General features: G+C 69.6%; 11 protein-coding genes and 4 pseudogenes. 7 read left to right on the top strand and 8 right to left on the bottom strand.

The features are described from left to right. Positions 1-761 (bottom strand): methyltransferase domain-containing protein (locus tag GJ632_RS13400; protein WP_343161178.1); only part of this gene is annotated, 761 nt, incomplete at its 3' end. Positions 762-915: 154 nt separating this feature from the next. On the opposite strand from GJ632_RS13400, the gene GJ632_RS13405 reads away from it, so the two are divergent. The 4 genes and pseudogenes from GJ632_RS13405 to GJ632_RS13420 all read left to right on the top strand — a co-directional run bounded on the left by GJ632_RS13405 (position 916) and on the right by GJ632_RS13420 (position 3,454). Further along, the gene (locus GJ632_RS13405) at positions 916-1,293 is read left to right on the top strand and encodes a hypothetical protein (protein WP_191453225.1); all 378 of its coding nucleotides are present in this window, start codon (positions 916-918) and stop codon (positions 1,291-1,293) included. Positions 1,294-1,330: 37 nt separating this feature from the next. Next, positions 1,331-1,894: a TATA-box-binding protein gene (locus GJ632_RS13410; RefSeq protein WP_089803960.1), complete on the top strand. Its 564-nt coding sequence runs from the start codon at positions 1,331-1,333 to the stop codon at positions 1,892-1,894. 63 nt (positions 1,895-1,957) lie between these two features. Further along, positions 1,958-2,340, top strand: a pseudogene (locus GJ632_RS13415) (hypothetical protein). 175 nt (positions 2,341-2,515) lie between these two features. Next, the gene (locus tag GJ632_RS13420; RefSeq protein ID WP_089803962.1) at positions 2,516-3,454 is read left to right on the top strand and encodes a CPBP family intramembrane glutamic endopeptidase; all 939 of its coding nucleotides are present in this window, start codon (positions 2,516-2,518) and stop codon (positions 3,452-3,454) included. A 54-nt stretch (positions 3,455-3,508) separates the two neighbouring features. On the opposite strand, the gene hisG is transcribed toward GJ632_RS13420, so the two are convergent. The 3 genes from hisG to GJ632_RS13435 form a co-directional block, all read right to left on the bottom strand. Beyond that, positions 3,509-4,354 carry an ATP phosphoribosyltransferase gene (hisG, locus tag GJ632_RS13425; protein WP_089803963.1) on the bottom strand — a complete coding sequence of 282 codons (846 nt, stop codon included), beginning with the start codon at positions 4,352-4,354 and terminating at the stop codon, positions 3,509-3,511. Between the two features lie 95 nt (positions 4,355-4,449). Further along, on the bottom strand, positions 4,450-5,460 hold the full coding sequence (locus GJ632_RS13430) for an NADP-dependent oxidoreductase (protein ID WP_089803964.1): 1,011 nt from the start codon (positions 5,458-5,460) through the stop codon (positions 4,450-4,452). Between the two features lie 199 nt (positions 5,461-5,659). Further along, positions 5,660-6,181 carry a winged helix-turn-helix transcriptional regulator gene (locus GJ632_RS13435; RefSeq protein WP_191453226.1) on the bottom strand — a complete coding sequence of 174 codons (522 nt, stop codon included), beginning with the start codon at positions 6,179-6,181 and terminating at the stop codon, positions 5,660-5,662. Between the two features lie 233 nt (positions 6,182-6,414). Here GJ632_RS13435 and GJ632_RS13440 point away from each other — a divergent pair. From GJ632_RS13440 to GJ632_RS25975, 3 pseudogenes are all read left to right on the top strand, one after another. Continuing rightward, positions 6,415-7,714, top strand: a pseudogene (locus GJ632_RS13440) (amidohydrolase). Between the two features lie 312 nt (positions 7,715-8,026). After that, positions 8,027-9,237: pseudogene (locus tag GJ632_RS13445) on the top strand (adenosylhomocysteinase). Positions 9,238-9,377: 140 nt separating this feature from the next. Next, a pseudogene (locus tag GJ632_RS25975) lies at positions 9,378-9,752 on the top strand (cyclodeaminase/cyclohydrolase family protein); the annotation flags it as partial. Positions 9,753-9,909: 157 nt separating this feature from the next. Here GJ632_RS25975 and GJ632_RS22175 read toward each other — a convergent pair. The 4 genes from GJ632_RS22175 to GJ632_RS13465 form a co-directional block, all read right to left on the bottom strand. Beyond that, positions 9,910-10,071, bottom strand: coding sequence for a hypothetical protein (locus tag GJ632_RS22175; protein WP_177232500.1), 162 nt, complete (start codon positions 10,069-10,071; stop codon positions 9,910-9,912). A gap of 88 nt (positions 10,072-10,159) precedes the next feature. Next, positions 10,160-10,357 carry a hypothetical protein gene (locus GJ632_RS13455; RefSeq protein WP_191453227.1) on the bottom strand — a complete coding sequence of 66 codons (198 nt, stop codon included), beginning with the start codon at positions 10,355-10,357 and terminating at the stop codon, positions 10,160-10,162. Positions 10,358-10,405: 48 nt separating this feature from the next. Next, positions 10,406-11,044 (bottom strand): twin-arginine translocation signal domain-containing protein, encoded by a 639-nt coding sequence (locus tag GJ632_RS13460; protein WP_191453228.1) that lies wholly within the window; start codon positions 11,042-11,044, stop codon positions 10,406-10,408. Positions 11,045-11,113: 69 nt separating this feature from the next. After that, a complete protein-coding gene (locus GJ632_RS13465) occupies positions 11,114-11,947 on the bottom strand; it encodes a formate/nitrite transporter family protein (RefSeq protein ID WP_191453229.1) in 834 nt (277 codons plus the stop codon). Positions 11,948-12,155 lie beyond the last annotated feature (208 nt).

Genomic DNA, 12,155 nt, shown 5'->3' on the forward strand with positions numbered 1-12,155 from the left:
ACCACCGCGTCGGCGGCGTCGTCGCGGAGGGGGAGGGCGGTGGCGTCGCCGCGGACCACGTCCCACTCGGCGTCGGGGAGGTACGCCCCGAGATTCTCGCGGGCGCCGCGGGCCATCTTCCACTGCGCGTCGTTGCCGACGGCGCGGGCGCCGACCAGACCGGCCTCGATGAGGATGCCGCCGGTGCCGCACATCGGGTCGACCACCGTCGCGTCCGGCAGGGCGGGGCCGGCGGCGAGGTTGACGTACGCCCGCGCGTCGAGGGGGTTCATGCTCCCCGGTTGGAAGAACGGTCGGTCGGTCGGCGCGCGAGTGCCGAAGTCGCGGACGCTCGCGGCCGCCTCCCAGCCGAGGAGGCAGGTGCCGTCCGAGAAACAGGCGCGCAGGACGTGGTCGGGGTCGTCGAGGTCGACATCGAACCCGCGGTCGACGAGGACGCCGCCGAGAGCGCGTTCGGCGGCCGACGCGCTCACGCCCGACGAGGAGCGGACGTCGCGTCCGCGGACCGCGACGCTCCCCGTCCGGTCGACCGAGGCGGCCCGGAGGAGGGCGACGGCGCTCTCCACGTCGGCGTCGGTCCGCCCGACGAGTTCGGAGACGCGGTGGGTGTACGCGAGCGTCGGCACGCGACCGAGGCGGACGCCGCGGGCCGTCGCCAGACCGGGCGCGACGCGTTCGACGGCCGTCGCGGCGGCGCGTTCGGCTTCGAGGGCGGCGAGGGATTCGTCGTCCGCCTCGCCGGCCAGTTCGAGGCAGTACACGCTCGGAGCGAGTCCATCCGCGCGTATCAGCGTGTCGATGCGGCCGGTCGGTGGGTTCCCTCGCGGTCGTTCGGCCCCGTCGCGCCCCGACCGGTTCACCCGGGAGAGCCGTCCGAACCGACAGTATAAGTCGCCGGCCGGTCACTCCCCGACGATGGCCGACCCCGTCCCGTTCGTTTCGCTCCCCGCCGCGGTTCCCCTCCTCGACGCCGTCCTCTGGGTCGCCGCGTTCGCCTTCTACGGCCTCGGCGACTACGCCACCACCGTCGCGGCGACGACGCGCCCCGGCGCGCGCGAGCGAAACCCGGTCCTGCGCCGCCTGTTCGACGGGCTTCCCCTCCCGCCGGCGGTGACGTTCGCCGCCGCGAAACTCCTCGCGTTCGCGTTCTTCTTCGTCGGCTACCGCTCCGTCGACCCGTCGCCGCTCCGTCCGTTGATTCCGGGCGTCGTCGCCGCCATCGGCGTCCTCGTCACCGTCCAGAACCTCCGAGTGCTCGGTTGCGACCGTTCCTCCCGTCAGCGACTGCACTAACCTTTTTCAACCTTAAATACGTCGTTTAAGTCGTCGCATGACCGACCCCAAGGACACTATCAACATAGAGAACGTCGTCGCCTCGACCGGTATCGGTCAGGAACTCGACCTTCAAAGCGTGGCGATGGATCTCGAGGGTGCGGACTACGACCCCGAGCAGTTTCCCGGACTCGTCTACCGGACGCAAGATCCGAAATCTGCGGCGCTCATCTTCCGCTCCGGAAAAATCGTCTGCACCGGCGCGAAATCGACCGACGACGTGCACGAGAGCCTCGAACTCGTCTTCGAGAAACTCCGCGCGCTCCAGATTCCCGTCGAGGACGACCCCGAGATAACGGTCCAGAACATCGTCACCTCGGCGGACCTCGGCCGCAATCTGAACCTCAACGCCATCGCTATCGGCCTCGGGCTGGAGAACATCGAGTACGAGCCCGAGCAGTTCCCCGGGTTGGTCTACCGCCTCGACGAACCGGACGTCGTCGCGCTGCTGTTCGGGTCGGGCAAACTCGTCATCACGGGCGGCAAACACCCCTCGGACGCCGAGCAGGCCGTGGACGAAATCGTCTCGCGATTGAGCGACCTCGGCCTGTACGACGGGTAACGTGTCTCCGCTTTTCGACCGCAAACGCACGCGCCTAAGTCGTCGGCGTCTCTCAGTTCGACCATGTCGCTAGCCACCACGCCGTTGCAGTCGGCGGCGACGGGGAGCCCCCTCGCCGTCGCGGGAACGTTCGCCTCGTTGGCGTTGTTCCTCTCCATCACCGCGCACGTCGCCGCGAGAAACGTCCTCGGCGACGTGCCGGTCAAGTACGCCTTCGTCGTCGGTCCCATCCCGGCGGCCGTCGCCGTCGTCTTCACCGCGTTCGAGTTGAACTCCTTCGTCGCCATCTTCCTCGCCGTCGGCCTCGACGCGTCGCCGTGAAGTACCTCTACGGGCAGTCGAACCGCCTCTCGGCGTACGTCACGTTCGTCCACGTCGTCGTCTCCATCATCCTCGGCGCCGTCCTGTTCGGCCTCCTGTTGCTCCTGAGTTCGGCGCCCGGGTAGCCGGAAACGCCCGCCGCGTTCGGTCGGCGCGTTCCGCCGGTGCGTTCCTCGCGGCGGCCGTCTCGGCCCTCGTCGCGCCGCCGTCCGGCCTCGCCGGGCGCACACGACCCGCCGCAGTCCGCACCGGTGGCCGCAGTCGCCCACTTTCTTTGCGCCGTCGACTCGAACAACCGTCATGAAGCTCCGCGAACTCGTCTGGAACGGCTCGGAACGCCGCCCGCGCGCCCCCGTTCGCCTGACCCTCGCCGTCGTCGCGCTGGTCCTCGTCGTCGTGGCCGTCGGCGTCGTCTTCAGCGTCTTCAGCGCCGCGCTGACGCTGTCGAGCGGCCTCGCCGCCTCGTTCGTCTCCATCCTCCTGCCGGGTGTTCTGGCCGTCGTCCTCGGCGTCGTCGTCGACCGTCGCCGCGTGTCGGACCTCGGACTCGGCTTCGACCGGGACTGGTGGCTGGACCTCGGCTTCGGCCTGTTCCTCGGCGCCGCTCTCATGACCGTCATCTTCCTCCTCGCCCTCGCCGTCGGTTGGGTTCGCGTCGACGGGACGTTCACCGGTGGCTCTCGGGGCTTCCTCGCCGGGTTCGCGCTCCTGACGCTCCAGTTTCTCGCCGTCGGCTTCGCCGAGGAGATACTCCTGCGGGGCTACCTCCTGACGAACGTCGCCGAGGGGTTGGCCGGCTACACCTCACGCGCCGTCGCCGCGGGCGTCGCCGTCCTCGTCTCCTCCGTCGTCTTCGGCGCCGCGCACCTTCTGAACCCGAACGCGACGCTCGTGAGTACGGCCGGCATCTCGCTGGCGGGTATCTTCCTCGCCGTCGGCTACGTGTTGACGGACGAACTCGCCATTCCCGTCGGTCTGCACGTCACGTGGAACCTGTTTCAGGGCGGCGTGTACGGCTTCCCCGTCAGCGGACTCGGCATCGGCGCGAACGTCGTCGACACCGCGGAGACGGGGCCGGACCTGTTCACCGGCGGCGCGTTCGGCCCCGAGGCGGGTCTGCTCGGCGTCCTCGGAACCGTCCTCGGAACCGCCCTCGTCGTCGCCTACGTCCGGTGGCGGTACGGCGAGGCGCGACTCGCGCCCGGCCTGTTCGAACCGGACCTGCGCTGGCGCGACTGACCCGGTTCGCGACCGGACGGACGGGTACTCGACGGGCCGTCACTCGCGGGACGGCTACTCGACGAGTCGCTCGATTTCGGTGACGAGGATGCCCGACGCGCCCACCTGTTTCAGGTCGTTCACCACCTCGAACACGAGGCGTTCGTCCACGACGGCGTGGACGGCGACCATGTCGTCGCCCGCCACGTCCATCACCGTCGGACCGCCCAGTCCCGGCAGCACCTCGCGCACGTCGTCCAGACTGTCGCGGGGCGCGTTCATCATCACGTAGCGCTTGTCCTCGGCGGCGATGACCGACTGGAACGCCGTCACCAACTGCTTCACCTTGGGGTCGTCGACCACGTCGGGTCGGGCGAACAGACGCACCGAGGAGGCGAGCACCTCGTCGACGACGGCGAGGCGGTTCACGCGGAGCGTCGTCCCCGTGGAGGTGATGTCGATGATGGCGTCGGCCATCTCGACGTGCGGGGTGAGTTCCGTCGCGCCCGTCACCTCGACGACGTCGGCTTCGACGCCCTTCTCCGCGAAGTAGTTCCGCGCGATGGTGGGGAACTCCGTCGCCACCGTCTTGCCGGCCACGTCCTCGACAGACGTGATGTCGCCGTCCTCGGGGGCGGCGAGGACGAGGCGGCAGGAGCCGAACTCCAGGTCCACCAGTTCCTCGAGTTCGTGGCCCGACTCGCGCACCTGGTCGAGACCGGTGATGCCGACGGCGGCGGCGCCGTCGCGGACGTACTCGGGGATGTCGGCCGCGCGGGCGAACAGCACCGTCACGTCGGGGTCGACCGTGTCGGCGTACAGTTTGCGGTCGGCACCGCTCTCGATGTGGAGGCCGGCGCGTTCGAGGAGTTCGACGCTCGGGTCGTGCAGACGCCCCTTGTTGGGCACGGCGATTCGCATACGCGACTCTCTCGGCGGTGGAACCTACACCTTTCGCTCCCGGCGGGTCGAGGGGTCGGCGCAGACGGCCCCGGTCGGCCGCTCCGCGGAGTCCCTCACTCGGCCACGCGGACGACCTGTTTCCCGATGTTGTCGCCGGAGAACAGGCCGAGGAACGCGTCCGGTGCGTTCTCCAACCCCTCGACGACCGACTCGCGGTGGTCGACCTCTCCGCTCGCGACCCAACTCGCGAGCTGTTCGCTCGCCTCTCCGAACCGGGTCGCGTAGTCGCCGACGAGAAGCCCCTGAACTCGCGCGCGCGGCGCGATGAGAAGCGGCAGCTTTCGAGGCCCCGTCGGGACGCTCTCGTCGTTGTAGTGCGCTATCTGCCCGCAGACGGCCACGCGAGCGTCGAGGTTCAGTTTCGTGAACACCGCGTCCGTGATCGGCCCACCGACGTTGTCGAAGTAGACGTCGACCCCGTCCGGTGCGACGTCGTCCAGCGCGGCCCCGTAGTCGTCGGTCTCCTGGTAGTTGACCGCGGCGTCGAATCCGAGTTCCTCCGTGAGCCAGCGCGTCTTCTCGTCCGTGCCAGCGAACCCGACGACGCGGCAGCCGTTCAGCTTCGCAATCTGCCCGACGACCGACCCGACTGCGCCCGCGGCCCCGGAGACGACGACGGTGTCGCCGGGCTTCGGGTCGCCGACGTCGAGCAGTCCGAAGTACGCCGTCCGGCCCGGCATCCCGAGGACGCCGAGATACGCTGGCAGGTCCGCGACGTCGGGGTCGACGGGGGCGGTGTCGTCCGCGTCGAGGACGCTGTAGTCGGCCCACGTGCCCTCACCGGTCACGAAGTCGCCCGCGTCGTACCGCTCGCTGTTGCTCTCGACGACTTCGCCGACGATTCCACCTCGCAGTACGTCGCCGACGTCCCACGGTTCCGCGTACGATTCGCTGTCTCGCATCCGGCCGCGCATGTACGGGTCGACGGAGAGATACTCGACGCGGACGAGCAGTTCTCCCGCGCCGGCCTCCGGGACGGCCTCTTCTCTGAGTTCGAAGCAGTCCGCGTCCGGTTCACCCGCTGGTCGCTCCGCGAAGTACCAACTACGGTTCGTATCTTCCACACTCCCTCTCGACTCGTCGCGTCAAAGAGGCTTCGGGACCCGGTAGGCGTATCTCCATAATTCGCGCGCCTGAGGTTCCGAATCGTTTGAACTCGGTTTCGGTTCAACGACGTTGTCTCCCCGGCGTCGGAGAGGCTTCCGGGGCGGACGAGTGATGCCTACACGTCCGGACGGCCGCGTGGCGGCCAGCAGAAGCCGTTCAGTCCGCGTCCGCGGCCGTCTCCGCCCCTCGGGGACGCTCTCCCTTCGGTTCCGCCGACCCCACCGCGGCGGCGTCGAGACGCGCGAGCACCGCCGCCGTCGCCGCCGGTCGTTCGAGCACCAGCGTCACGCGGTTCCGGATGTCGCGTTGCTTCTGCAGGACGCCCTGCTCCTCTAAGTGGCCGACGTGCCACTCCAGCGTGCTCCGGGCGACGCCGAGTTCCTCGGCGAGGGCGGCGGGGCGCGCCTCCCCGTCGTCGAGCAGTCGCGTGAGGATGGCGCGGGCGGTGTCGCGGTGGTAGAGGGCGACAGTCGCTCGCTCCCACTCGGTGAGTCCGGGCGGGTAGTAGTGCGTCCGGCCGTAGAACTCCTCGCGGACGAGGCGTTCGGCGTCGACGAGGCGACGGACGTGGTGTTGGACCTGACCGGGCGCGAGGTCGAGCGAACGGACGAGGCCGTTGAAGTGGACGCCCGGGTGCGAGTCGACGTACGTTCGAATCTGGGTTCGTGTGTCGGTCATCTATCGCTCCCACCGACGCGCCGATGCGTCGACGTGTTACCCTCCGTTCGGGCTTCCGCGGGCGTAAGTTGGCCAGCCGATTCTCGGAATTCGGGAATCGGTCTATCGGGCGTGTCTCGGCGCTGATTTCGACGAAATTTGAACCGTGTTCACTCGGGTCACGACGCGACTCGCGGTCCGCCCGCACGGTCGAACCCGATGGAGTGATACGCCCGCCGGCGGAACGGGCGTGCATGAACACGCTCTGTCTCGCGGGCGGTCGGGTTCTGCGCCCCGACTGCACCGTAGCCGCCGCCGACGTGGTCGTCGACAGCGACGCCGGCCGCGTCCGAGCGGTCGGCGAGGGTATCGCCGCCGACTACGACGCCGACGAGACGCTGGACGCGAGGGCTGTCTGGTGCGCCCGGCCTCGTCAACGCCCACACGCACGCCGCCATGACGCTCCTCCGCGGGTACGCCGACGACAAACCGCTCGACTCGTGGCTCCGCGAGGACATCTGGCCCGCCGAGGCGGCCCTCGAACCCGAGGACGTGCGCGCCGGCACCGAACTCGGCATCCTCGAGATGATTCGCTCGGGCACGACGGCGTTCGCGGACATGTACTTCGAGGTGCCCGAGGTAGTCGCGGCCGTCGAGCGGTCGGGCGTGCGCGCCCGCCTCGGCCACGGCGTCGTCACCGTCGCGAAGGACGACGAGGACGCCGCCGCGGACGTGGAAGAGAGCCTCGCTATCGCCCGCGAGTTCGACGGCGCGGCCGACGGCCGCGTCCGCACCGCGTTCATGCCCCACTCGCTCACCACCGTCGGCGAGGCGTTCCTCCGCGAGGCGACGGCCGAGGCCCGCGAGGACGGCATCCCGCTCCACTTCCACGCCAACGAGACGACCGACGAGGTGGACCCCATCGTCGAGGAACGCGACCAGCGACCACTCGCGTACGCCGACGAACTCGGCATGCTCACCGACGAGGACTTCGTCGCCCACGGCGTCCACGTGACCGACGACGAGATTGCGCTCCTCGCGGAACGCGGCACCGGCGTGATTCACTGCCCCGCCTCGAACATGAAACTCGCCTCCGGCATCGCGCCCGTCCAGCGCATGCTCGACGCGGGCGTGACCGTCGGCATCGGCACCGACGGCGCCGCCTCGAACAACGACCTCGACCTGTTCGACGAACTGCGCGACGCCGCGATGCTCGGCAAACTCGGCGCCGAGGACGCCGCCGCCGTCCCCGCCGAAGCCGCGGTCAGCGCCGCCACTGCCGGAAGCGCCGACGCCGTCGGCCTGCCCGGCGGCCGCATCGAGGAGGGGGCCGCCGCGGACTTCGCCGTCGTGGACCTCGACGCGCCCCACCTCGCTCCCGCCCACGACGTGGTGAGCCACCTCGCCTACGCCGTCCGCGGGTCCGACGTGCGCCACACCGTCTGCGACGGGCAGGTGTTGATGCGGGACCGCGAGGTGCTGACGCTGGACGAGGAACGGGTGGTCGAGACGGCGCGGGAACGGGCGGCGTCACTGGCCGAACGGGCGGAGTAGGGGTCGTCGCTTCGACCGTTCGCGGCAGGGTGTCGTACCGCGAGGCGAGCGGACGCGAGCCTCGCGGACTCTTGTTGCGCCATCGATGAGCACCCTGTGCCCATCGAGTTTCGCTCCGCTCAGCGAGACAGCGTTTTTCAGACGAGGGTTCCCGCAGGGCCGCCTTGCGGCCGGAGGACCCCGAGTGTGGAAAAAGCTGGTTCGGTAGCGTTTTGCCCCGCCTCTCCGAACCGACGCCCATGAGTGACTACCCCCCCCGTGAGCGAGCATCTCGACGACGTCGAGAGCGCTCGCGAAGAGGGACGACGCAAGATGGACTGGGCGCTGCAGCACATGCCCATCCTGAACGAACTGCGCGACCAGTTCGAGGCCGAGAAACCGCTCGACGGGCAGGTCATCGGCATGGCGATGCACGTCGAGGCGAAGACGGCCAACCTCGTGGAACTGCTGGCCCTCGGCGGCGCGGAAGTCGCCATCACCGGCTGTAACCCCCTCTCGACGCACGACGACGTGAGCGCCGCCCTCGACGCCAACGACGCCATCACCTCCTACGCCGTCCGCGGCGTGGACGAGGACGACTACTACGCCGCCATCGAGTCGGTCATCGACCACGAACCGACCGTCACCGTCGACGACGGGATGGACATGGTGTTCGCCATCCACGAGGACCACCCCGAACTCATCGACACCATCGTCGGCGGCGCAGAGGAGACGACGACGGGCGTCCACCGCCTCCGCGCGATGGACGACGACGGCGAACTGAACTACCCCGTCTTCGCCGTCAACGACACGCCGATGAAGCGCCTGTTCGACAACGTCCACGGCACGGGCGAGTCCTCGCTGGCCAACATCGCCATGACGACGAACGTCTCGTTCGCCTCCAAGAACGTCGTCGTCGCGGGCTACGGCTACTGCGGCAAGGGCGTCGCGAAGAAGGCGTCCGGGCAGAACGCCAACGTCGTCGTCACCGAAGTCGAACCCCGCCGCGCCCTCGAAGCCCACATGGAGGGCTACGAGGTGCTCCCGATGAAGGAAGCCGCGAAGAAGGGCGACATCTTCGTGACGACGACGGGCAACCGCGACATCATCACCGAGGAGGACTTCGAGGTGATGAAGGACGGCGCCATCCTCTCGAACGCCGGCCACTTTGACATCGAAATCGACCTCGACGCCCTCTCGGACCTCGCCGTCGAGGAGTACGAGGCGCGCGACGCGTCCGCGCCTACGAGATGGACGACGGCCGCCGCCTGAACGTCCTCGCGGAGGGTCGCCTCGTCAACCTCGCCTCGCCCATCGCGCTGGGTCACCCCATCGAGGTGATGGACCAGTCGTTCGGCGTGCAGGCCGTCTGCGTCCGCGAACTCGTGGAGAACGGCGACGCCTACGACGCGGGCGTCCACGACGTGCCCGACGAGCTAGACAAGGAAGTCGCCGAGATAAAACTCGCCGCCGAGGGCGTCGAGATAGATGCGCTCACGGACGAACAGCGCGAGTACATGGGTAGCTGGAGTCACGGCACGTAAGCGTCCGCCGACGGGCGGAACGCCTAACCCGGAACCGCTTCATCACGAACGTAGATGAGCTACGAAGAACAGCCGATCGCGCGTTCCTCGACGCCGTCGCTTCCGAACGGGTGGTCCCCGCGGGCGGGACGTCGGCCGCGGTGGTCGGCGCGACCGGGGCCGCCCTCTGCGAGATGGTGTGCATCCACACGCTGGCGAAGTCGGAGCGGTCGGGCGAGGGGTCGGCGCTGGCGTCCGCCGGCGAGGAACTGGCGGCACTGCGGCGCCAACTGCTGACGCTGGCCGACCGGGACGCCGACGCGGTCGAGGCGTTGCTCTCGGCCGACGACGGCGAGCGCACGACGGCGGCGAAGCGCGCGACCGGGGTCCCCCTCTCGACCGCGGAGGCGTGTCTCGCCGTCGTCGAGTCCGCGGCCGTCGTCGCGGCCGAGGGGACGCCGAACGCCGTCCCGGACGCGGGAACCGGCGTCTTCCTCGCCCACGCCGCCCTGCGAGCGTCGACGTTCACCGTCCGGTGTAACCTCGACGCGATAGACGACCCGTCGGTCGTCGACCGGATGCGACGGCGAGCGACCGAACTGGAGGCGGACGCGACCGGGCGGTCGACGAGGCGATGGCGGCCGTCCGCGACGCGTCCTGAGCGCCGAGGACGCCCGCGGTCGGTCCGGTCGGCTACTCTATCTCGTCGAACGAGTCGAACACGTCCCAGCAGTCGCAGTCGAGGTCGTCCATCGACTCGACTTCGTCCGGGAGGCTGGAGATGGGCATCCCGCTTCCGACGGCGTCGCACTCGCGGGTGTGCACCGTGAAGTCGTCGCTCGACATCGTGAACATGGATACTGTTCAGAATCCGAACAACAAAAACTTCACTCTCGCCGCGCGCCGTGCGACCCGTTCCGTCGACTTCGCGTCTCCGACGGCGCTACCGGCCCGTCTCGCGCTGTTCGGCCTGCCGTTCGACGTCGGCCAGCGCCGCCTCCTGTTCGCCCCGGGTCAGTCCGCCGGACTCGACGTGTCGGCCGTCGTACTGCCAGCGCGGAATCGCCTCCCACACGGAGTCTCCCTCGCCGCGGTCGGCGGTGAGGAACGCTCGAAGTCGTTCGACGAAGCGGTGGACCATGTGTGTCCGTAGCGCGCCCCGGAACATAACGCTACGGCCGGCCGCGGGTCACTCGACGGCGTCCGGTCGGTAGGTGAGTTCGACGCGCCCCACGAACCGGTCGCGCCGGACGCGCCAGTTCGAGACGCGCGCGTCGGTCAGCACGTCGACCACGCTGTCGCCCGGCGTCGGCGGCGTCGCGGGCCGAAACGCGCTGCGAAACCCGGGAACGACCGTACTCGACGTGGGCGGCCGGACGCGGAACGTCCACCGACACGTCGCTGGGCCCGTCTCGACGCCCAGTCGGTACGGCGTCCGCCTCGTCTCGTCCGCGCGGACGAACGCCGAGTCGTGCGACGACAGGTCGGCGTCCCCGTCGCCGTCGCTCGGCGTCCAGTCGTGCGCGACGGTCACGCCCGCCGCCTTCCAGTCGGCGTCGAGTCGCGCCGAGACGAGGTGCGGTTCCGAGAACAGGAGGAGCGTGCCGTCGTCACGTTCGTACAGCACCGACCGCGCGACGGTCCGGCCTCTGTCGCCGAAGCCGAGTCGCGTCACGTCGTAGTCGACGGGCGTCGCCGTCGTTCGCCGCGGGTCGATTGTCCCGTCGCGCGGGACGACGGCCGGGAGCGAGTCGCCGCCGAGACAGCCCGCGAGTCCGGTCGCCGCGGCGACGCCGGCACCGGCGAGGAAGTCGCGCCTGGAGGGCATCGACTCCGCTTCTCACCAGCACGTGATAACTGTCCGTGACTCGCCGGCGCGCGGACGCGCCGGCGACGCCTACAGGTCGGCGCTCGGCGTCGACCCGCCGCGGACGACGTGGCCGTACTTCAGTAGTGCGACGAAGACGGTGCCGCCGACGGCGTTGCCCAGCGTCGAGGTGACGAGGAACTCGCCGAACGTCGCCAGCCCCATCGACGGGGAGACGAGGACGGCCGCGAGCACTTCGACGATGCCGGCGATGCAGTGCGGCAGGTGGGCGATGCCGATGGTCGTGGCGACGAGCCAGACGAACAGCGTCCGACTGACCGTCTCCTGCGCGGCGGAGACCAGCCACGACAGCAGTCCCATGAGCCACCCCGCGAGGATGGCGGCGGCGAACGTCACCTGCGGCGGATGGCCGACGAGTTGCCCGCCGATGTCCACGAACGCCTTGGGCTCGATGACGCCGAACGACGGACCGACGGTCACGACGATGACGGCGAACGCGACGGCGCCAACGGCGTTTCCGAGGTAGACGATTCCCCAGAGGCGACCGAGTTGCGTGAGCGAGGCGCGCCCGTCGAGGACGGGCAGGACGGCCAGCGCCGTGTGCTCGGTGAACAGTTCCGAGCGCCCGAGGACGACGAAGATGAACCCGACGGAGTAGAGGTTCGCGAGGACGATAGTGGTCGTCACCTCGCTCCAGATGCCCGCCGCGAGCGTCGCCACCGTCGCCATCAGGAGCGGGCCGAACCCGATGTCGAGTCCGGCCGAGAGCGCCGAGAGGAACAACCCGCCGGACGGCCGTTCCAACTCGTTCAGTCCGTCCTCTATCTCCGATTCGAGGATGGCGCTCTTCGGCGTCTGCTCGTCGGCCCGCGCCTTGCCGTTACCGCCGTCGGTCTCGCTCATCGAGTCGTGTCGTGGGGCGGGGGGTTCATATGCGCTCTTGCCGATTCCACCCCGGCGACTCAGCGGTCCAGAAGCGCGAACACGGCGCCGAGCGTCGCGCCCCACACGAGGTGGCCGACGAGACCAACCGCGGAGAGGTTCGGAAGCGGTGCGGGGACGCCGAGCGTGCGGAACCAGAGCGGCATCACGACGCCCGCCGCGACGAACG

This window comes from Halogeometricum sp. CBA1124, assembly GCF_009741955.1.
GTDB lineage: Archaea > Halobacteriota > Halobacteria > Halobacteriales > Haloferacaceae > Halogeometricum > Halogeometricum rufum.